Consider the following 20,572-nt stretch of genomic DNA (forward strand, 5'->3'; position numbering starts at 1 on the left):
CTTCAGGCCACCCCCCGTTGTGGAAGGAGCGCAGACCGTGGCCTCCCACCCCCTCAGAACACTGGCCATCGCCGGCACGCTCGTCACCGGCCTGTTCGCCGCCGCCCCAGCCCACGCCAACACCAACGCCGCAGCCCAAGCCCGAGCAACGCAGGCGATCCAGCCCCTCCCCGCCGACCTCGAGCAGATCCGGGCCGCCGAAGCCCAGCAGCTCTACGGCAGCCCGGACATCCGCCCCATGCAGGACCGCAAGACCGGCGTCATCACCATGGGCGACAGCGAGATCTCCGGGGAGGGCGCCGGCAACTACGAGCCCGGCACCCACCAGGACAGCCCGCTCAACTACTGCGACCGCTCCAAGGACCAGGCCGTCTGGCGGCTGACGATCTCGGCGGACGTCCGCTACAACGTCGCCTGCTCCGGCGCGACGCCCGACAACCTCCGGTACGGCGGATCGCACCAGTGGACCGAGATCAACCAGGGTGACAACCTCGCGATCAAGGCCCGGAACACCCACCTGAAGCTGCTCTGGGTGGTCGTCGGTGCGAACGGTGACGGCACCATCCAGTTCGGCCCGGTCGCGACCGACTGCGCCAAGCGCCGCATTCTCCTCCAGGGCCCGTGCTGGCCGACGTACACCGACACCTGGGCCACCCGCGTCACCGGGAGCAGGCAGCAGGTCGCGGCCACGCTCACCAACATCAAGCAGACGATGGCCGACGCCGGTTACACCGCGAGCGACTACCAGCTGGCCGTCATGTCCTACCCCTCCCCCGGCGGCCCTGACGTCGAGGACAATCCCAACTTCCCCGGCTGGTACGCCGGAGGCTGCACGCTTTACCTGGCCGACGCGGCGTTCGCCCGCAACAAGGCCGTCCCCCTCTTCGAACGCGGCATTCGCGGCGCGGCGGCGGACGCGAACGTTCGCTACCTGGACGCGAGCCGTCTCTTCCACGGGCATGGCGTCTGCGATGACGTTCCCTGGGCACGCGGCGTCTACATCGAGAACGGCAACATCTTCGACGAGAACGCGGCACGCCAGTCCCTGCACCCGAACGCGAGCGGGCACGGCGCGTTCGCCCAGTGCATGTCGCAGTTCTACGCCTCCGGCTGGCAGCAGGCGACCTGCGTGGACCCGGCGAGCACGAACAACGCCAAGCTCTACAACGGCCTCATGAGCTTCAACCAGCTGCACTCCGAGTCCGGCAAGTGCGTGGACGCCCACGGCTACGACTCACGCAACGGAACGGCGCTGGCCGCGTGGAACTGCCACGGCGGGCGCAATCAGGGGTTCTTCTACGACTCCACCAACCAGACCCTCAACGTGGAGTTGTCCCAGGACCGCTGCATCGACGCCAACGGCGGAACGATCGCGGCGGGCACCAACGAGATCCTCTACAACTGCGCCGCGTCCGCCAACCAGAAATGGACGTTCGACGGGAAGCTCATCCATCCCAAGGGGCACACCGACCTCTGCCTGGGATTCACCTCGACCGCCGACAACGCGAGCCTCCAGCTCATGGCCTGCAACGCGGCGGACACCAAACAACGCTGGGCCTTCGAGACCCGCGCCTTCCCCAGCCCCGTCGGCTACAACCACGACGACTTCATAGGGTCACGGGTCTACTAAGACCACTGATCAAGCCACCCAAATCGCCGGTGTATCTTCCAGGCATGGCGAACGAGCCCAGGCGGGCGGAGCAGGTAGGAACGGCTGCCGCCATGGGCGCACTGGCCGGAGCCGCTCTCGGCGCCGGGCGCGGCCGAAAGGGCACCGCGCTCGGCGCCCTGGCGGGTGCGGTCGGTCTCGGCGCGGTCGAGGCCGTCGCCCGCGCCCGGCAGAAGCCGAACGAGATCCCGGCCATCTGGGCGCGGATCGCGGCCAGCGGGGCCGTCGCGGCCCCGCTCGGCTGGGTCGCCGGACGGCTCGGCGCCGGGCCGATGCTCACGAGCGTCGCCGCCGGATCGGCCGCCGGGGCCATGGGTCTGCGCCCGCAGAAGGTCGCGTTCGGCCCGCTGGTCGGCGCCGCCACCGGCCTGGCCCTCCGCAACCGAGGCGACAACCGAGGCAACGCCGCCGTGGCGGCCGCGACCGCGGTGGTCGCCTACCGCACGCTCGCCGCGCTGATCTTCCGCGACCCCCAGGTCAGCCTGCTGGCCGAACGGGTCGCCGCCGAGGACCTGCCGTTCGTCGTGCCGCTCGAGGCGCACGGACGCTACGTCGGAACCGGCTACGTGGCCCGCCTGGCCGAGGTGCTCGGCGGCACGTACACCAAGGAAGCACCCGACGTCGGCATCGTCGCCTCGATCGACGAGCTCGCGGGACCGGACTTCGACCCTGCCGACGTCGATCCGCTCGTCCGGGAGTTCTACGAGCACACGACCCGCTTCGCGCTCGACATCGTCCCCGAGTGGCGCCTTTGGGTCCGCCCCGGCTACCTGCTCTACCAGAACCTGGTGGCCAAGCCGCTCGGCCAGGCCAGCGTTCCGATGAACCAGCGCGAGGCCCAGCGCGGCGTGGTCGGCCGGATCGACACGATCACGCAGGAGGGCAAGGACGCCCCGACCCTCCGCGGCTGGATCCGTTCCTACAGCGACAACGACGAGCCGATCTACGTCGGCGTCTACACGACCTACCGGCACGAGGGCCGCGGCTACGTCAGCGTCGGCTTCCCGCTCCCCCAGGCCAGTTTCACCGCGACGCTCGCGCCGTACGCGCGGCCGGGCGGCGGGCTCGTCCTGACCAGCAAGAGCGACCTGGACCAGCCGGGCCACTACCTGACCTTCATCGACGCCGAGTCGCAGGAGCTCACCGCGGCCGCCGTGCACGGCTTCGCCGAGAGGCTCGACGTCTACGTGCAGGACGGGGAGCTGCGCGCCGAGCACGCCTTCTCGGTCTTCGGGCTGCCCTTCCTCGTCCTCCACTACACGATGGAACGCAAGTAGCCCGCCGAGCAGCCGCCAAGCAGCTCGCCAGGCAGCTCGTCGAGAAGCTCGCTCAGGCGGGGGTGGGGGACTCGAACTGGGCGGTCGGCAGGGCGCTGCGGGCGGCGCCGAGCAGTCCGGCGGATCGGCCGAGCTCGAACGGCACGACGGTCAGCCGGCGCACATAGCCAAGCGTCAGGAACCCGTCCAGGTGCTTGCGCAGCGGCGCGAACAGCACCTCGCCGGCGGCCGAGACGCCGCCGCCGATCACGACGCGGTCCAGGTCGCACAGCGCGGCCGTGGCGGCGATCCCGCGGGCCAGCGCCTGCGCGCCCCGATCGAACGCGGCCAGAGCGACCGCGTCCCCGCGCGCGGCATCAGCCGACAGCGCGCGAGCGTCAGGACCGGTCCACCCCTGCGACTGAGCCCACCGGACCATCGACGGACCGCTCGCATAGGCCTCGACGCACCCGGTGGCGCCGCACGAGCACAGCGGCCCGGCGGGGTCGGCGACGACGTGCCCGATGTGCCCGGCGTTCCCGCTCGGGCCGGCGTACGCCTCGCCGTTGAGAACGAGACCGCCCCCGACGCCCGTGGACACCACGATCCCGAGCATCGCCTCGACGCCACGGCCCGCGCCGAGCCAGTGCTCGCCGAGCGCCGCCGCGATGCCGTCGCCGACCAGCACGGACGGGACGCCGGGCATGATGGCGCCGACCAGATCGAGCAGCGGGAAGTCCCGCCAGGCGGTGATGTTGACCGGGCTGACGCGGCCGCGCGGCGGGTCGACCGGGCCTGCCGAGGCGAGCCCTATCGCGCGTGGTGACGCACCGTCGGCCACCGAGGTGAGCAGCCCGCGCATCGCCTCCTCCAGGAGAGGCCGGGTGGCGGGGGTGGCGACTTCGGACTGGCGGTGCACCTGCCCGTCGGCGCCCACCAGACCGGCGCTGATTTTGGTGCCGCCGATGTCCACGGCGAGCACGACGTCATGGTCCATGAACGATTCCTTGGTCTGTGAGCGGCGGGTGAGGGACGGGAGGCAACGCGACCGCTCCGGTCAGTCTTCGAGCAACGCCGACAGTTGCGGCGAGTAGGTGGCGTGCAGGACGAGGGAGGCGGCGCCGACCACGGCGGCGTCGGGGCCGAGGGGCGACACCGCGGCGTCGGCGACCCGGACGTGCCGTGACAGCGGCCGGGTCGCGAGCGCCTGGGTGACGGCGTCGAGGTAGAGGGCCTCGACGTGCCGGATGCCGTGGCCGCCGAGCACGAGGAGGTCGACGTCGGCGATGTTCACGACGTTGACGGCGACGGAGGCGACGCGTTCGGCGGCCTCGCGGATGACCGCGGCGGCCAGCGGGTCGCCCTCGGCGGCGGCGTGCCGGACCACGGCGTGGTCGACGCTGTCGGGGTCGCGCTGGAACGGGACGGTCAGCGCGCTGTCGGCGGTGCCCTCGGCGAGGCGGCGGTGCGTCTCGGCGACGATGGCGGCGGGGCTGACCAGGGTCTCCAGGCAGCCGCGGTTGCCGCAGTAGCAGGTCGGGCCGTCCGGCTCCACCGAGGTGTGGCCGAACTCGGCGGCGTTCAGGGAGCCGCCCCGGTGGACCTGGTGGTTGAGGATCAGGCCGCCGCCTATGCCGGTGCCGAAGAAGAAGTAGGCGAAGTTGGCGATCCCGCGCCCGGCGCCCGACCAGCGTTCGCCGATCGCGGCGGCGGTGGCGTCGTTGTCCAGCGTGACCGGCAGGCCGGTGGCCTCGCTCAGCAGCTGCTTCATCGGGACGCGCGACCAGTTCGCGAGCTTGGGCGGCGCGACGACCATGCCGCGGTTCTGGTCGATCGGGCCAGGACTGGCCACGCCGAGGCCGAGGACGCGTTCGCGCGGCACGGCCGCCTCGGCGAGCACGCTGGCGAACAGCTCGGACATGGCGGCGACGACCTCGTCGGGCTTGGCGCCGGCCGGGGTCGGGGTGCGCTTCAGGACGAGCGGCCGGCCCTCCAGGTCGACGACCACGCAGGCGAGCTCGACCGGGTCGAAGTGCAGGCCCACGGCGCTGCCGGCGTCGCCGTTGATGCGCAGCCTGGTGCGGGGTTTGCCCAGGCCGGCGACCCGGCTGGAGCCGTCCTCGCGGACGATGCCCTCGGCGAGCAGCTTCTTGACGATCCCGGAGACGGTCTGGGGGGTGAGGCCGGTCCGCTCGGCGATCTCGGCACGGCTGATCCCGTCGGCGAGCTGGATCTGGTCCAGCACCACCGCGCGGTTGTAGCGCCCCACCTTAGGAAGGTTCGTGCCTGCCTGCCGCAACGAAAGTCCTCTCTTCCGGCGCGGTCCCCTGCCCGTCGCCAAGAGTATTCTGACGCTTCCCTTTGACTTTGTAAAACAATTGGATTTAAAGTGCATCCGATGTAACGCGCGTCATACGCGTGCGCCATCACGGGTCACGCCCAACCCTCATGACCCACGCCCACAGGCAAAGCAAGATCATCGGAGATGTTGATGGCAGAGGCACCGGATTCGGGCCCCGGCACGGGCGCCAGCCCGGGCAGCGGCCCGGTCCTGCTGGAGATGCGGTCGATCACCAAGACGTTCCCGGGCGTCACCGCCCTGGCCGACGTCAACCTGTCGGTCCGCACCGGTGAGATCCACGCGATCGTCGGCGAGAACGGCGCCGGGAAGTCGACGCTCATGAAGGTGCTGAGCGGCGTTCACCCGCACGGCACCTACAGCGGCGAGATCGTCTACCGCGGCGACGAGGTGAAGTTCGGCGACATCCGCGCCAGCGAGAACGCCGGCATCGTGATCATCCACCAGGAGCTCGCGCTGGTCCCGGGGATGTCGATCACCGAGAACATCTTCCTGGGCAACGAGATGCGCCGGAACGGCGCGCTCGACTGGAAGGGCGCCCACCACCGCGCCCTGGCGCTGCTGAAGCAGGTCGGCCTCAAGGAGGACCCCGACACGCTCGTCAAGGACATCGGCGTCGGCAAGCAGCAGCTGGTGGAGATCGCCAAGGCGTTCGCCAAGGACGTGAAGCTGCTGATCCTCGACGAGCCGACCGCGGCGCTGAACGAGGGCGACTCCCAGCACCTGCTCGACCTGCTCCGCGAGTTCAAGGAGCAGGGCATCACCTCGATCATGATCTCGCACAAGCTGAACGAGATCGCTGCGGTCGCCGACTCGATCACGATCCTGCGCGACGGGCGGACCATCGAGACGCTGAACGTCAAGGCCGACGGCGTCGACGAGGACCGCATCGTGCGCGGCATGGTCGGCCGCGAGCTGAGCAGCCGCTACCCCGACCACACCCCCGACATCGGCGAGGTGTTCTTCGAGGTCCGCGACTGGACCGTGCGCCACCCCGTCTCCGCCGAGCGGCTGGTCGCCAAGCGCTCCAGCTTCAACGTCCGCCGCGGCGAGATCGTCGGCTTCGCGGGCCTGGTCGGCGCCGGCCGCACCGAGCTGGCGATGAGCCTGTTCGGCCACTCCTACGGGGTCTGGGAGGGCGGCCACGCCTACAAGGACGGCAAGGAGATCCAGCTGAAGACGGTCTCCGACGCCATCAAGCACGGCCTGGCCTACGTGAGCGAGGACCGCAAGGAGATCGGGCTCAACCTGCTCGACGACATCAAGACCTCGATCGTCGCCGCCAAGCTGAAGAAGATCACCAAGCGCGGCGTCATCGACCAGTACCGCGAGCACGAGGTCGCCGACGAGTACCGCCAGAGCCTGCGGATCAAGACGCCCACGGTCGACGTCGGCGTCACCACGCTGTCGGGCGGCAACCAGCAGAAGGTCGTGCTGGCCAAGTGGATGTTCACCGACCCGGACCTGCTGATCCTCGACGAGCCGACGCGCGGCATCGACGTGGGCGCCAAGTACGAGATCTACGGGATCATCCAGCGGCTCGCCGACCAGGGCAAGGGGGTCATCGTCATCTCCTCCGAGCTGCCCGAGCTGATCGGCCTGTGCGACCGGATCTACACCGTGTTCGAGGGGTCCATCACCGGCGAGGTGCCGCGAGGCGAGGCCGACCCCGAACTCCTCATGAAGCAGATGACCTCCAACAAGAAGCTGGCGACCTCATGAGCCGATACCAAGACCTGAAGAAGAACCTTTTCGGGGGCACCCAGTCCAACGCCCGGCAGTTCGGCATGATCTTCACGCTCGTGGCGATCGTGCTGCTGTTCCAGGTCCTGACCGACGGCCTCACGCTGTCGTCGGGCAACCTCATCGGCGTCGTCAGCCAGTACTCCTACATCCTGATCCTGTCCATCGGCATGCTGATGGTGATCGTCGCCGGGCACATCGACCTGTCGGTCGGCTCGGTCGCCGCGTTCACCGGCATCGTGGTCGCCAAATCGATGTCGGAGTGGAACCTGCCATGGCCGCTGGCGATCCTGTTCGGCCTGGTGGTCGGCGCGCTGATCGGCGCCTGGCAGGGCTTCTGGGTCGCCTACGTGGGGGTGCCCGCGTTCATCGTCACGCTGGCCGGCATGCTGCTGTTCCGCGGCGCCAACCAGTACATCGGCAACGCCGACACCGTCCCGGTGCCGGAGGGCTTCCGTAAGATCGGCGCCGGGTTCCTGCCCGAGGTCGGGCCGAACACCGGCTACAACAACCTGACGCTGCTGCTCGGCCTGCTCGCCTGCGCCGCGGTCGTGGTGCGCGAGCTGCGCGCCCGGCAGGTCCGCCAGCAGATGGACGCCGACCCGACCCCGATGTGGGTGTCGGGGATCCGGCTGGTCATCATGCTCGGCGTCATCATCTTCGCCACGCTGCGCTTCGCCGGCGGCCGGGTCGGCACGAGCCTGCCGATCTCCGGCATCATCCTGGCCGTCCTGGTGATCGCCTACTCGTTCTACACGCGCAACACCGCCGGTGGCCGCCACATCTACGCGGTCGGCGGTAACTCCCGCGCCGCGGAGCTGTCGGGCGTGAAGCTGCGCCGGGTCAACTTCTTCGTGATGACCAACATGGGCGTGCTCGCCGCGCTGGCAGGCATGATCTTCGTGGCCCGGTCGGCGGCGTCCGGCCCGCAGGACGGCCTGAACTGGGAGCTCGACGCGATCGCGGCCGTGTTCATCGGTGGCGCCGCGGTCTCCGGCGGTCTCGGCACCGTCAGCGGCTCCATCGTCGGTGGTCTGGTCATGGCGCTGCTGAACAACGGCCTCCAGCTGGAGGGCGTCGGCTCGGACCGGGTCCAGATGATCAAGGGCCTGGTGCTGCTGCTGGCCGCCGCGCTGGACGTCATCAACAAGAAGCAGGGCCGCTTCTCGATCATCGGCTCGCTGATGCGGCCCTTCCAACGCGGCGATGCGCCGCCCGCGGACTCGGCCTCGCCGCCGTCCACCGACACCTCGAAGGCCGACAAGGCCGCGACCACGACCTCATGACCCCGGCCGACGCGAACTCGACCGGCCACGCCACGGCCGACCGATCCACGGCCGACCAAGCCCCGGCTGACCTGCTCCTTACAGACAGGCTTCCGACCGCCGCTGCCGCGGCACTCACCACCCCGCAGTAATCGAGAAAGGTCATCCGACAATGCGCTCCATCTTCACCAAGACCCTCGCGGTCGGCGCGGCAGCCATGCTCGCGCTGACGGCCGCGTCCTGCTCGAACGACCGGGAGGGCTCCGACAGCAAGGGCGGCGGCGACTCCAAGGGCTTCGCCAAGGACTCCCTCATCGGGGTGGCGCTGCCCGCCAAGACCTCCGAGAACTGGGTCCTCGCCGGTGACCTGTTCACCAACGGCCTGAAGGAGGCCGGGTTCAAGGGCGACGTGCAGTACGCGGGCGCCTCGACCACGGTCGCCGACCAGCAGGCCCAGATCTCCTCGATGGTCACCAAGGGCGCGAAGGTGATCGTCATCGGCGCGACCGACGCCGCCCAGCTGTCCACTCAGGTGGCGCAGGCCAAGCAGTCCGGCGCGACCGTCATCGCCTACGACCGGCTCATCACCAACACCAAGGACGTCGACTACTACGTCGCGTTCGACAACTTCAAGGTCGGCGTGCTGCAGGGCCAGGCCCTGCTGGACGGGATGAAGAAGAAGAAGGCCAAGGGCCCGTACAACATCGAGCTGTTCTCCGGCTCGCCGGACGACAACAACTCGGCCGTCTTCTTCAACGGCGCGATGAGCGTCCTCAAGCCGGCCATCGACAAGGGCGAGGTGAAGGTCGGCTCCGGCCAGACCAACATCAAGCAGACCGCGATCCAGGGCTGGAAGGCCGAGGGCGCCCAGCAGCGCATGGACTCGCTGCTGACCTCGTCGTACAGCAAGAACACCCTCGACGGCGTGCTGTCGCCGAACGACACCCTGGCCCGCGCGATCCTGACCTCGGTGAAGGGCGCCGGCAAGCCGACCCCGATCGTCACCGGCCAGGACTCCGAGGTCGAGTCGGTCAAGTCGATCATGGCGGGCCAGCAGTACTCCACCATCAACAAGGACACCCGCAAGCTCGTCGCGGAGACCGTGAACATGGTGAAGGCCCTGCAGGCCGGCAACAAGCCGCAGATCAACGACACCAACACCTACAACAACGGGTCCAAGGTCGTCCCGGCGTACCTGCTCCCCCCGGTCATCGTGACCAAGGAGAACGCCGCCCAGGCGTACGCCACCGACCCCAAGCTGGCCCCGCTCACCAAGTAAGCGGCTGAACGGTCCGGCGGGTCTCACCAGGCCCGCCGGACCGTACGTCCGTTCCCCACCGCCCTCACCCCCCAGGAACCTCGAAGCCTGACGACATGAGCACTGGCACTGGCACGCAGCTTCAGCTCCACCGGCTGGACAACCCCATCCGCGACTACGCCTGGGGTTCACGGACGGCCATCGCGGACCTGCAGGGCAGGCCCTCGCCGGCGCCCGGCCCCGAGGCCGAGATCTGGATCGGGGCGCATCCGGCCGCGCCGTCCAGGATCCCCGGCGGCACCGACCTGCTGACGGCGATCGAGGCCGACCGCGCCGGCCTGCTGGGCCCGGGCAACGACCGGCTGCCCTTCCTGCTCAAGATCCTCGCGGTCGCCAAGCCGCTGTCGATCCAGGTGCATCCCGATCCCGAGCAGGCCCGACGCGGGTTCGCCCGCGAGGAGGCGCTCGGGATCCCGCTCGACTCCCCCACGCGCAACTACCGCGACGACTGGCCGAAGCCCGAGCTGGTCTACGCCGTCACCGCGTTCGAGGCGCTGTGCGGTTTCCGCGAGCCCGAGGTCTCCGCGCGCCTGCTGCGCGCCCTGGACGGGAGCCGCCTGCGGCGCCTCGCCGAGATCCTGGAGGAGGGCGGCCCCAAGGCGGCGCTGGACGCGCTGAACGCCTGGCCGGCCGCCGACCGTTCCGCCCTGGTCGCGGAGGTACGCGACGCCGAGGTGTCCGCGCCCGACCCCGCGCACCGCGCGGCGGCGTCGATCGCGGCGGACTACCCCGACGACCCGGGCGTCGTCGCCTCGCTGCTCTTCAACCTGATCGCGCTGCAGCCCGGCCAGGCCCTCTACACCGCGCCGCGCACCATCCACGCCTACCTGCGCGGAACGGCCGTGGAGATCATGGCCTCGTCCGACAACGTGCTGCGCGGCGGCCTCACCGGCAAGCACATCGACAAGGCCGAGCTCGCCGCCGTCACCGACTTCGCCCCGACGACGCCCGAGGTGCTGGAGCCGTCCACGCTCCCCACGGGCGAGGAGCTGTACGCCACTCCGGCCACGCAGTTCCAGCTGACCCGGCTGCGCCCGCGCCCGCCGATCAGCATCCCGGTCCCCGGTCCCAGCGCGATCCTCTGCCTTGAGGGCACGCTCAGCGTGGCGCGCGGCGGGACCACCGAGCTGCTCACTCCGGGCCAGGCCGTCTTCGTGCCGTACGAGGGGTCCGGGCCGTTGGTGATCGAGGGCGACGGCGTCGGTTTCCGCGCCTCCGTCCCCGAGTCCGCCTGAGCCTGTACGCCTCTACGACGGGGGCGACGAGGACATCGCGGAGATGATCCGTTCCTCGGTGACCTCGCGCCCCGTCAGCTCCTGGATCACGGCGCCGTCGCGCAGCACCACCACGCGGTCGCAGCCGTTCACCAGCTCCTCCAGGTCGGAGGAGATCAGCAGGATGGCCAGGCCGTTCACCGCCAGCTCGTCCAGGAGGTCGTGCAGCTCGGCCTTGGCGCCCACGTCGATCCCGCGCGTCGGCTCGTCCAGCAGCAGCACCTTGGGCTGAGTGGCCAGCCAGCGTGCCAGCAGCACCTTCTGCTGGTTGCCGCCCGACAGCTCCCCCGCCTTCTGGTGCGGCGAGGTCGCCTTGATCTGCAGCCGCCGCATGAACGTCTCGACCACGCGGTCGATGCGCGCGTTCGACAGCACGCCGAAGTGCGACAGGCGCGGCAGGGCGGCCAGGGCGATGTTGTCGCGCACCGACAGGCTCTGGATGATCCCCTCGGTCGCGCGGTTCTCCGGCAGCAGGCTGACGCCCGCGCGGATCGCCCCGGGGATCGAGCGGCGGCGCAGCGGCGCGCCCGCGACCGTCACCTGGCCCGAGTCCAGCGGCAGCGCCCCGGCGATGGCCCGCGCGGTCTCGGTACGGCCCGCGCCGTGCAGGCCGCCGAGGCCGACGACCTCGCCGGTCCGCAGCTCGATCGACACGTCGGTGATCGCGTGCCTGCGGGTCAGGCCGATGGCGCGCAGGTAGGGCGGCGGCGCGTACGCGGCGGCGCCGGCCGCCGACACCGGCTGCGGCGAGGGCAGCGAGAGGCGGCGGCCGAGCATGACCGAGACCAGCGTCCGGCGGTCGATCCGGTCGGAGCGGCCGGTGTAGGCGACGCGGCCCTCGCGGAGCACGGTGATCCGGTCGCACAGCTCGGTGAGCTCGTCGAGGCGGTGGCTGACGAACAGCACCGTGCCGCCGTCCTCGCGGAACGCGTCGATCGCGGTGAAGAGCGCCTCGATCTCGGCGGGCTCCATCGGCGCGGTCGGCTCGTCCATGATGACGATCCGCGCGCCGGCGGTGACGGCGCGGGCGACCGCGACCAGCTTGCGCGCGCCCGCCTCCAGCGAGCTGAGCCGGGTCCGTACGTCGGTGTGCACGCCGAAGCGCGGCAGGATCTCGGCCGCTCGCGCCCGCATCCGCGCCAGGTCGATCAGGCCGAACCGGGTCCGCGGCGGGAATCCCAGGAAGAGGTTGTGCGCGAGGCTCAGCGAGGAGACGAGGTCGTCCTCCTGGTAGACGGTCCGGATCCCGGCGGCCTGCGCGGCGGACGGATCGGGGAAGGACACCGGCTCGTCGTCGCGCCGCAGCCGCCCCGCCTCGGGTCGGTGAACGCCGGACAGGACCTTGACGAGCGTGGACTTGCCCGAGCCGTTCTCCCCGACCAGCGCGTGCACCTCGCCGCGGCCGAGCGTCAGCGACACGTGGTCGAGCGCGACGGTGCCGGCGAACGACTTGACGATTCCGGCCGCGTCCAGGGCTTTCTCCGTCACAGGCCCTCCCGGGGTTCGAGGCCAGATGACCGATTCGTCATATCACGAGTGCCGCGGCCGGGGCCACGGGCTAGGTGCGCGCCACGTGGATCCGGACCCCGCGGGTGCTGAGCTCGTGCAGTTCCTCGGGGGACGCTTCCTCGCCGGTGACCAGGTGGTCGATGCGCTCGGTCGGCACGGTCTGGACCATCGCGTCGACGCCGATCTTGGTGTGGTCGGCGAGGACCACGACCTCCTCGGCGGCCGCCGCGAGCGCCCGGTCGATGCCGGCCACCTGGACGTTGGGGGTGGACAGGCCGCGTTCGGCGGTCAGCCCGTTGCCGGAGATGAACGCGCGGCGGGCGCGCAGCTCCGACAGCGCGTGCTCGGCGGCGCTGCCGACCAGGGCCTGGATCGAGCCGCGCAGCGTGCCCCCGGTCATCACGACCTCGATGCGCGGCGAGTCGGCCAGCGTCTGGGCGACCAGCAGGGAGTTGGTGACGACGGCCAGCTCGCCGTGGCCCGTCAGGCGCTGGGCCAGGGCGTGCGCGGTGGTCCCGGGCCCGATGACGATCGCGTCGCCGTCCTCGACCAGGGCCGCCGCCAGGTCGGCGATCGCGGCCTTCTCGGCGGTCGCCACCAGCGTCTTCTGGACGAACGTGGGCTCACGCGAGGACAGCTCGCCGGGCAGCGAGGCGCCGCCGTGGTGGCGCTCCAGCAGCCCGTCGGCCTCCAGCGCCCGTACGTCGCGCCGCACGGTGACCTCGGACGACTGGACGGCCTCGGCCAGCTCGCGCAGCGACAGGGTGCCGCTGGCCTTCAGCAGCTCGAGGATCCGCTTGCGCCGCTCCGCCCCGAAGAGCGGCTTGCGGCCGTCGGCGGGCCCCAGCACGTCGCTCACGATTCCCCAACCCACAGATGCGATCCGAACAGATCCGATCGTAGTCGGTCACGACCGGACCCTCTCAGCGAAGCCGGTTCAAGCGGCTCAGCGTCGTCTGGAGCACCACGACCACCGCCAGGAAGGCCCCGCTCACCACCTGCTGGTACGAGGAGCTGAGGTTGCCGATCTGGTTGATGATGTTCTGGATCACGCCGAGCAGCAGGACGCCGCTGATCGTGCCGCTCACCGAGCCGATCCCGCCGGTCAGCAGGGTGCCGCCGATCACCACCGCGGCGATCGCGTCCAGCTCCATGCCCGTGCCGAGGATGGTCACGCCGGACGACAGCCGCGCCGCGTTCAGCGTCCCGGCCAGCCCGGCGAGCAGCCCGGACAGCGTGTAGACGGCGATCTTGGTCCGGTCGACCCGTACCCCCATCAGCCCTGCCGCGTCCTCGGCCCCGCCCACCGCGAAGATGGACTGCCCGAAGCCGGTCCGCTGCAGCACCAGCCCGCCGGCCGCGAACAGCGCGAGCGTGATGTAGACCGGGTAGCCGAGTCCCAGGAACTCGCCCTGCCCGACCTTGGCGAGCACGGTGTCGTGCGGGATCAGGTACGTCTTGGCGCCCTCGTTCGAGATCGACAGCAGCAGCCCGCGCGCGCCGAGCAGCCCGGCCAGCGTGACGATGAACGGCGCGAGCCGGGCCCGCGCGATCAGCAGTCCCTGCGCCAGCCCGATCGCCCCGCACACCACCAGCGGCAGCGCGACCCCGGCGAGCGAGCCCCATGTGGACCCGTAGGCCGCGAGCACTCCCCCGAGCGCGAACACCGACCCCACCGACAGGTCGATCCCGCCGGTGATGATCACAAACGTCATCCCGAGCGCCACGATCGCCAGGAACGCCGAGGTGATCGCGATGTTGCCGAGGTTCTCGGTGGTCGGGAAGTTCTCGTACGTCACCGACCCGAAGGCGACCAGCAGCACCAGCACGGCCGTCGCCCCGTGCCGCTGGACCAGCCCCGAGATCCGCTCCCGCCGGTCCCCGCCCGTCGAGGCGGTCACCGCGCCCGGAGCGTCCGCCACGGTCATGTTCATCGCCCACCTCGTCCCCGGGCGGCGTAGACGGCCACCAGGATGATCGCCGCCTGCACCATCTGGGCGGCGGAGTCCGGGATGTCGTGCTTGATCAACGTGGCGCGGACGAGCTGGATGAGCAGCGCGCCCGCGACGGTGCCGAGGACGCGGACCTGGCCGCCGCTCAGCGGGGTGCCGCCGACGACGACCGCGGTGATCGCCGACAGCTCCATCAGCAGGCCCAGCGAGGACGGGTCGCTGGCCTGCAGGCGCGCCGTCGCCAGGGTTCCGGCCACCGCGGCCAGGACGCCGCACGTGACGTAGACCAGCAGCAGGATGCGTTTCACCGGGAGGCCGGACAGCTCGCTGGCCGCCCGGTTGCCGCCGATCGCCACGACGCGGCGGCCGAACGTGGTGCGGCGGACCAGCGCCATCATGACCACTGTCAGGACCAGGGCGATGACCACCGGGACCGGCAGGCCGAGGATGGAGGACGAGCCCAGGTCCAGCAGGCCCGGGTTGTGGACGTCCTTCAGCTGGCCGCCGGCGATGACCAGCGCGAGCCCGCGCCCGCCCACGAAGAGCGCGAGCGTCGCGACGATGGGCTGGACCCCGGCGAACGCGACGAGCGAGCCGTTCACCAGGCCGACCAGCAGGCCGCCCACCAGTGCCGCCAGGATCGCGGGCACCAGGCCGTAGCCGAGGTAGAGCGGGATGAGCGCGGCGGCCAGGGCCATCACCGAGCCGACCGACAGGTCCACGCCCTCGGTGCCGATGACCAGCGCCATGCCGAGCGAGACGATGATGACCGGCGCGACCTGGACGAGCTGGGTGCGCAGGTTCTCGGTGGTCAGGAAGTGCGGGGTGATGGCCGCGTTCACGATGACCAGCAGGCCGATCGCGGCGTACACGCCGTAGTCCTGCAGCCAGGCCAGCAGCCGGTCGCGGTCGAACCCGCGCCGGGCCGGCGCGGCGGCGGCCTCAGCCATCGGAGTCCTCCTCGGTCTGGCCCGCGATGGCGCGCATCACGGCGTTCTCGGTGACGTCGTCGCCGTGCAGCTCGCCGACGACGGCGCCGTCGCGCAGCAGGACCACGCGGTCGGAGCCCTCGACCAGCTCCTCCAGGTCGGAGGAGATGAGCAGCACGCCGAGGCCCTCCTCGGCCAGCTCGTCGACCAGGGCCTGGACCTCGGCCTTGGCACCGACGTCGATGCCGCGGGTGGGCTCGTCCAGCAGGAGCACCTTGGGTTCGGTGGCCAGCCAGCGCGCGAGGAGGACCTTCTGCTGGTTGCCGCCCGACAGCTCCCCGACGCGCTGGCCGGGGCCGGTCGCCTTGATGCGGAGCCTCTTCATGAAGACGTCCACGATCCGGTCGATGCGCGATTCCGCGACGACGCCACCGCGCGACAGGCGCGGCAGGGCGGCGAGCGCGATGTTCTCCCGTACGGACAGGCCGGGGATGATGCCCTCGGACTTGCGGTCCTCGGGCAGCATGGCGACGCCCGCGCGGACCGCCGCGCCGGGCGAGCCGCGCCGGATGGGCGCCCCGGCGACGGTCACGCGACCGCCGTCCAGCTGCAGCGCGCCCGCGATCGCCTTGGCGGTCTCGGTACGGCCCGCTCCCAGCAGTCCGCCGAGGCCGACGACCTCGCCGGGGCGGATCGACACCGACACCTCGTCGAGCAGGTGGCGGCTGCTCAGGCCGCGCGCCTCCACGACCGGGGCGGTGTCGGCGTCGTGGCCGCCGGAGAACTTGGTGAGGCCCTCCTCCCGTACCTGCGACATCTCGCGGCCGAGCATGAGCGAGACGAGCTTCAAACGTTCCAGCTCGGCGAGCGGCCCGCGGTGCACCATGCGGCCGTCGCGCAGCACCGTGACGCGGTCGCAGATCCGGTAGAGCTCGTCGAGGCGGTGGCTCACGTACACCACCGCGATGCCGTCGCCGCGCAGCCGGTCGATCACCCCGAAGAGGGTGGCGACCTCGCGCGGCTCCAGCGAGGAGGTCGGCTCGTCCATCACGACCAGCCGCGCGTCCACCGACACCGCCCGGGCCAGCGCGACCATCTGCTGCGCGCCGACGCTGAGCGAACGCAGCGGGCGGCGCACGTCGATGTCCACGCCGTAGGACTCCAGGGCGGCGCCGGCCGCGCGGTTCATCTCGCTCTGGTCGATCAGGCCGAGGCGGGTGCGCGGCTCCCGCCCGAGCAGCAGGTTGCGCGCGACGCTCATGGACGGCACCAGGCCGATCTCCTGGTGGATGGCCTGGATGCCGGTCTGCTGCGCGTCCACCGCCGAGGCGAAGGCGACCGGGCGGCCCGCGAAGGCCAGCGAGCCCTCGTCGGGCCGGTAGACCCCGGTGATCACCTTGATCAGCGTCGACTTCCCGGCGCCGTTCTCGCCGACGAGCGCGTGCACCTCGCCGGCGCGCACGTCGAGGGAGACGCCGTCCAGCGCCACCACACCGGGGAAGCGCTTGACGACGTCTCGTACCTCGAGCAGCGGTCCGCTGTCTGACACGTCACCCCTCTCAGTACGCGCCGGACAGGGACTGCTTGGCGTTGCCGGAGTCGTACTCGCGGTCGGAGATGATGATCTTCTCGGGGATCGACTCGCCCGCCAGGAACTTCTGCAGGGTCTGGAAGGCCAGCGGGCCGAACCGGGGGTTGGACTCCACCACGGCGTAGATCCAGCCGTCAACGATGCCCTGCACCGCGTTCCGGGTGCCGTCCACCGACACGATCTTGATCTGGCCGGGCTTCTTGCCGGCGCCCTTCAGCGCGGTCACGGCGCCGAGCGCCATCTCGTCGTTCTCGGCGTAGATGGCGTTCACGTCCGGGTTGCTCTGGATCAGCTGCTCGGTGACCTGCTGGCCCTTCTCGCGGGCGAACTCGCCGGTCTGCTCGAAGGTGATCTTGATGTTCGGGGCCTTGGCCGCGATCTCCTTCTTGAAGCCGTCGGTCCGTTCGGTGGTCACGTTGTTGCCGGACGCGCCGAGCAGGATCGCGACCTTGCCCTTGCCGCCGAGCGCCTTGATCATCTGGTCGGCGGCGCGGCGGCCCTGCTCGGTGAAGTCCGAGCCGATGAAGGTCAGGTAGTCCTTGCAGGCGGTGGCGTTGATCTTCCGGTCCACCGTGATGATCGGGATCTTCTTGCCCGCGGCCTGCTGGAGCACCGGCTCCCAGCCGTCGGAGTTCAGGGGCGCGATGACCAGGGCCTTGGCGCCCTGGGCGATGAGCTGCTGGACGTCGCTGATCTGCTTGTTGAACAGCGACTGCCCGTTGGTGCTCTTCAGGCCGGAGACGCCCTGCTTGCCGGCCTCGTCCTTGATGGACTTGGTCTCGGCGATGCGGAACGGGTTGGCCTCCTTCTCCGACTGGGAGAAGCCGACGACCGCGGTCTTCGGATCGAACTTGGTCGCGCCGAACTTGGTCAGCGTGCACGACGGGCCGGTGCCCGCCGCCGGGGTCTGGGCCACCTGCTGCTGGCCCTGCGCGTTGCCGGAGTCGCCGCCCGAGGAGTCCTCGGACTTGGAACAACCGGTCAGGACGATGGACAGGGAGACGAGCGAGGCGAGCACGGTGGTGCGGCCGGCATGGCTGCCCTGAGGCACCTTCATCAGCAGTCCCTCCTCGGGGCGATGGGTGCGCCCATTGAGCCATCCCGGTCCATTTCTGTCAACAGCGATCTGAATATTGCAAAAGCGGTCAACCGTCCTCATGATGAGGCCACCCCCACCGGAGGGAGCCCATCCCGTGCAGAATCGAAGATCACAGGCGGCCACCGGACTTCTCGGCCTCGCGGTCCTCCTGGTCGCGCTCCTCGCACAGGCGCCCGCGCACGCCGCGGGCCCAGGGAAGGCACCATTGCTCATCACCACGCCGACCGACCTGACCACCCCGTGGACGGCCCAGGTCACACCGACGAACGCGCTCCCGGACTACCCGCGGCCGCAGCTCACCCGCGAGCGCTGGCAGAACCTGAACGGCACGTGGCAGTTCGCCGAGACCGCCGCCGGGCAGCCGCCGCCGATCGGCGTCGACCTCGGTGAGCGGGTCCTGGTGCCCTACCCGGTCGAGTCCAGGCTCTCGGGCATCCAGCGGCACGTGGACCGCATGTGGTACCGCCGCACGTTCACCCTCCCCCCGTCCTGGCGCCGCGACCGGCTGCTCCTGCACTTCGGGGCGGTCGATTACCAGGCCACGGTGTACGTGAACGGCCAGAAGCTCCTCACCCACACCGGCGGCTACGACCCGTTCAGCGTGGACGTGACCGACGCGCTGAAGAACAAGGGCAAGGGCGAGCAGGAGATCATCCTCGGCGTCACCGACACCACCGACATCGGCTCCCAGGCGGTCGGCAAGCAGCGCAAGCCCGGCGACGGGATCTTCTACACCCCGTCCTCGGGCATCTGGCAGACCGTCTGGATGGAACCGGTCGCCACCGCGCACATCGAGAACCTCCAGTCCACGCCAGACCTGGCCGCAGGCGCCCTGCGCCTCACCGTCAAGACGGCCGGAGGCCAGACCAGCGGCCAGACGGTCGAGGCGGTCGCGTACGCGGGCGACACCGAGGTCGGCCGCGTCACCGGCGCGCCCGGCACCGAGCTCAAGCTGCCCGTGCCGAAGGCCCATCTGTGGACGCCTGACGACCCGTTCCTCTACGACCTGCACGTCCGGCTGCGCGACGGCAACGGCAACCGGGTCGCCGACGAGGTCGGCTCCTACTTCGGCATGCGGTCCATCACCAACGCCAAGGGCCCCGACGGCAAGGTCCGGATGATGCTGAACGGCACGTTCGTGATGCAGGTCGGCACGCTCGACCAGGGGTTCTGGCCGGACGGGATCTACACCGCGCCGACCGACGCGGCCCTGCGCTTCGACCTTGAAGCCCACAAGAAGCTCGGCTTCAACATGGTCCGCAAGCACATCAAGGTCGAGCCCTCGCGCTGGTACTACTGGGCCGACCGGCTGGGCCTGCTGGTCTGGCAGGACATGCCCGCCACGTTCGGCGGCCACACGCCATCCGACGCCGTGAAGGCTCAGTACGAGACCGAGATGCGGGCGATGATGGCCCAGCTCCACAACCACCCCTCGATCGTGGTCTGGGTGCCGTTCAACGAGGGCTGGGGCGAGTACGAGCCCAAGCGCATCGCCGACGCCGTGAAGTCGTGGGACCCGAGCCGCCTGGTCGACGCCAACAGCGGCGTGAACTGCTGCGACTCGCTGCCCGACCAGGGCGAGGGCGAGATCTACGACGACCACACCTACGTCGGTCCCGGCGCACCCTCCGCCTCGACCACCCGTGCGGTCGTCGCCGGCGAGTACGGCGGGCTCGGGCTGCGCGTCGACGGCCACATGTACGACCCCGACCACGGCTTCGCCTACGAGATGACGCCCGACTCGGCGACGCTCACCAGGCGCTACACCGAGCTGCAGGACAAGATGCTCACGGTCGAGAAGCGCTGCGCGGTGTCGGCGTCGGTCTACACGCAGATCACCGATGTCGAGAACGAGATCAACGGGATCTACACCTACGACCGGCGCGTCCTGAAGGCCGACGCCGCCGCCGTCAAGGCCGCCAACGAGAAGCTGATCGCGGCGTCGGGCACCAGCAGCGAGCCGCCGACGTTCCCGCCGGGCAAGCCGGGGCTGGACGGCGTGAGCTTCTACCCGTTCGACGAAGGTAGCGGCACCACCGCCAAGGACGTCGCGGGCCCGCACGACGCGACGCTTGTGAACGGCCCGCAGTGGACCACCGGCCACAACGCCGGCGGCCTGCAGTTCAACGGCTCGGACCAGTACGCCGACGCGGGCGCGGCGATCCTGGACACCACCGGCAACTACAGCGTCTCGGCCTGGGTGAAGCTGGACAAGCTCAGGTCGTTCGGCACGGCGGTGAGCCAGGACGGCACCAACAACAGCGCCTTCTACCTGCAGTACTCCGGCCCCGACGACCGGTTCGCGTTCAGCTTCGCCGGGCTGCGCGCGCTGTCGTCCAGCCCGCCCGAGACCGGCCACTGGTATCACCTGACCGGCGTTCGCGACGCCGTGAACGGCACGCTGACGCTCTACGTCGACGGCAAGCAGTCGGGCGCGAGCGCGGCGGCGTGCCTGGGTGACCCCTCCACCGGCCACACCGTCATCGGCCGGGGCAAGTACGGCGGCAACCCCGTCGACTACTGGCCCGGCGCCCTCGACCAGGTCCACCTCTACGACCGCGCGCTCAGCGCCGCCGAGGTGTCCGCTCTCTACGAATCCGGCCGGTAG

General features: G+C 70.6%; 15 protein-coding genes. 7 read left to right on the plus strand and 8 right to left on the minus strand.

Annotated features, from left to right (window positions below):
• The first annotated feature begins 37 nt into the window (after positions 1–37).
• Entirely contained in the window at positions 38–1,630 is a 1,593-nt protein-coding gene (locus J4573_RS29360; RefSeq protein ID WP_208259117.1) for a ricin-type beta-trefoil lectin domain protein, read from the plus strand.
• A gap of 44 nt (positions 1,631–1,674) precedes the next feature.
• A complete protein-coding gene (locus J4573_RS29365; RefSeq protein WP_208259118.1) occupies positions 1,675–2,946 on the plus strand; it encodes a hypothetical protein in 1,272 nt (423 codons plus the stop codon).
• Between the two features lie 52 nt (positions 2,947–2,998).
• Here J4573_RS29365 and J4573_RS29370 read toward each other — a convergent pair whose 3' ends face one another.
• Together J4573_RS29370 and J4573_RS29375 are read right to left on the minus strand one after the other, a co-directional pair.
• Entirely contained in the window at positions 2,999–3,922 is a 924-nt protein-coding gene (locus tag J4573_RS29370) for an ROK family protein (protein ID WP_208259119.1), read from the minus strand.
• A 60-nt stretch (positions 3,923–3,982) separates the two neighbouring features.
• A complete protein-coding gene (locus J4573_RS29375; RefSeq protein WP_208259120.1) occupies positions 3,983–5,194 on the minus strand; it encodes an ROK family transcriptional regulator in 1,212 nt (403 codons plus the stop codon).
• Positions 5,195–5,416: 222 nt separating this feature from the next.
• Between J4573_RS29375 and mmsA the strand changes: the two genes are divergently transcribed.
• The 4 genes from mmsA (at position 5,417) to manA (ending at position 10,845) form a co-directional block, all read left to right on the plus strand.
• Positions 5,417–7,006, plus strand: a complete 1,590-nt coding sequence (gene mmsA, locus J4573_RS29380) for a multiple monosaccharide ABC transporter ATP-binding protein (RefSeq protein ID WP_243773728.1) — start codon at positions 5,417–5,419, stop codon at positions 7,004–7,006.
• A complete protein-coding gene (gene mmsB / locus J4573_RS29385; RefSeq protein ID WP_208259121.1) occupies positions 7,003–8,313 on the plus strand; it encodes a multiple monosaccharide ABC transporter permease in 1,311 nt (436 codons plus the stop codon). The genes mmsA and mmsB overlap by 4 nt, the downstream gene beginning before the upstream one ends.
• A 151-nt stretch (positions 8,314–8,464) precedes the next feature.
• Positions 8,465–9,571 carry a substrate-binding domain-containing protein gene (locus J4573_RS29390; RefSeq protein ID WP_208259122.1) on the plus strand — a complete coding sequence of 369 codons (1,107 nt, stop codon included), beginning with the start codon at positions 8,465–8,467 and terminating at the stop codon, positions 9,569–9,571.
• A 95-nt stretch (positions 9,572–9,666) separates the two neighbouring features.
• A complete protein-coding gene (manA, locus tag J4573_RS29395) occupies positions 9,667–10,845 on the plus strand; it encodes a mannose-6-phosphate isomerase, class I (RefSeq protein WP_208259123.1) in 1,179 nt (392 codons plus the stop codon).
• 12 nt (positions 10,846–10,857) lie between these two features.
• Here the strand turns inward: manA and J4573_RS29400 are convergent, their stop codons facing one another.
• From J4573_RS29400 to J4573_RS29425, 6 genes are all read right to left on the minus strand, one after another.
• Positions 10,858–12,372: a sugar ABC transporter ATP-binding protein gene (locus J4573_RS29400; RefSeq protein ID WP_208259124.1), complete on the minus strand. Its 1,515-nt coding sequence runs from the start codon at positions 12,370–12,372 to the stop codon at positions 10,858–10,860.
• Between the two features lie 70 nt (positions 12,373–12,442).
• Positions 12,443–13,252 (minus strand): DeoR/GlpR family DNA-binding transcription regulator, encoded by an 810-nt coding sequence (locus J4573_RS29405; RefSeq protein WP_307796980.1) that lies wholly within the window; start codon positions 13,250–13,252, stop codon positions 12,443–12,445.
• Positions 13,253–13,316: 64 nt separating this feature from the next.
• Complete coding sequence (locus J4573_RS29410; RefSeq protein WP_243773729.1) at positions 13,317–14,327, minus strand: ABC transporter permease; 1,011 nt, start codon at positions 14,325–14,327, stop codon at positions 13,317–13,319.
• Positions 14,324–15,295: an ABC transporter permease gene (locus J4573_RS29415; protein ID WP_208259125.1), complete on the minus strand. Its 972-nt coding sequence runs from the start codon at positions 15,293–15,295 to the stop codon at positions 14,324–14,326. The genes J4573_RS29410 and J4573_RS29415 overlap by 4 nt, the downstream gene beginning before the upstream one ends.
• Positions 15,288–16,823, minus strand: a complete 1,536-nt coding sequence (locus J4573_RS29420; protein WP_208259126.1) for a sugar ABC transporter ATP-binding protein — start codon at positions 16,821–16,823, stop codon at positions 15,288–15,290. Before J4573_RS29420 ends, J4573_RS29415 begins: the two co-directional genes overlap by 8 nt.
• 10 nt (positions 16,824–16,833) lie before the next feature.
• A complete protein-coding gene (locus J4573_RS29425; protein WP_208259127.1) occupies positions 16,834–17,922 on the minus strand; it encodes an ABC transporter substrate-binding protein in 1,089 nt (362 codons plus the stop codon).
• A 136-nt stretch (positions 17,923–18,058) separates the two neighbouring features.
• On the opposite strand from J4573_RS29425, the gene J4573_RS29430 reads away from it, so the two are divergent.
• The gene (locus J4573_RS29430; RefSeq protein WP_307796981.1) at positions 18,059–20,572 is read left to right on the plus strand and encodes a LamG-like jellyroll fold domain-containing protein; all 2,514 of its coding nucleotides are present in this window, start codon (positions 18,059–18,061) and stop codon (positions 20,570–20,572) included.

The sequence above is a fragment of the Actinomadura barringtoniae genome (assembly GCF_017573505.1).
In the GTDB taxonomy this organism is placed as follows: Bacteria; Actinomycetota; Actinomycetes; order Streptosporangiales; family Streptosporangiaceae; genus Spirillospora; species Spirillospora barringtoniae.

Excerpts from the sequence above, each read along its gene's own strand:
- J4573_RS29425 (WP_208259127.1), bottom strand. The coding sequence starts at position 17,922 with ATGAAGGTGCCTCAGGGCAGCCATGCCGGCCGCACCACCGTGCTCGCC.
- J4573_RS29410 (WP_243773729.1), bottom strand. The coding sequence starts at position 14,327 with ATGAACATGACCGTGGCGGACGCTCCGGGCGCGGTGACCGCCTCGACG.
- J4573_RS29390 (WP_208259122.1), top strand. The coding sequence starts at position 8,465 with ATGCGCTCCATCTTCACCAAGACCCTCGCGGTCGGCGCGGCAGCCATG.
- mmsA (WP_243773728.1), top strand. The coding sequence starts at position 5,417 with ATGGCAGAGGCACCGGATTCGGGCCCCGGCACGGGCGCCAGCCCGGGC.
- manA (WP_208259123.1), top strand. The coding sequence starts at position 9,667 with ATGAGCACTGGCACTGGCACGCAGCTTCAGCTCCACCGGCTGGACAAC.
- J4573_RS29370 (WP_208259119.1), bottom strand. The coding sequence starts at position 3,922 with ATGGACCATGACGTCGTGCTCGCCGTGGACATCGGCGGCACCAAAATC.
- J4573_RS29365 (WP_208259118.1), top strand. The coding sequence starts at position 1,675 with ATGGCGAACGAGCCCAGGCGGGCGGAGCAGGTAGGAACGGCTGCCGCC.
- J4573_RS29415 (WP_208259125.1), bottom strand. The coding sequence starts at position 15,295 with ATGGCTGAGGCCGCCGCCGCGCCGGCCCGGCGCGGGTTCGACCGCGAC.
- mmsB (WP_208259121.1), top strand. The coding sequence starts at position 7,003 with ATGAGCCGATACCAAGACCTGAAGAAGAACCTTTTCGGGGGCACCCAG.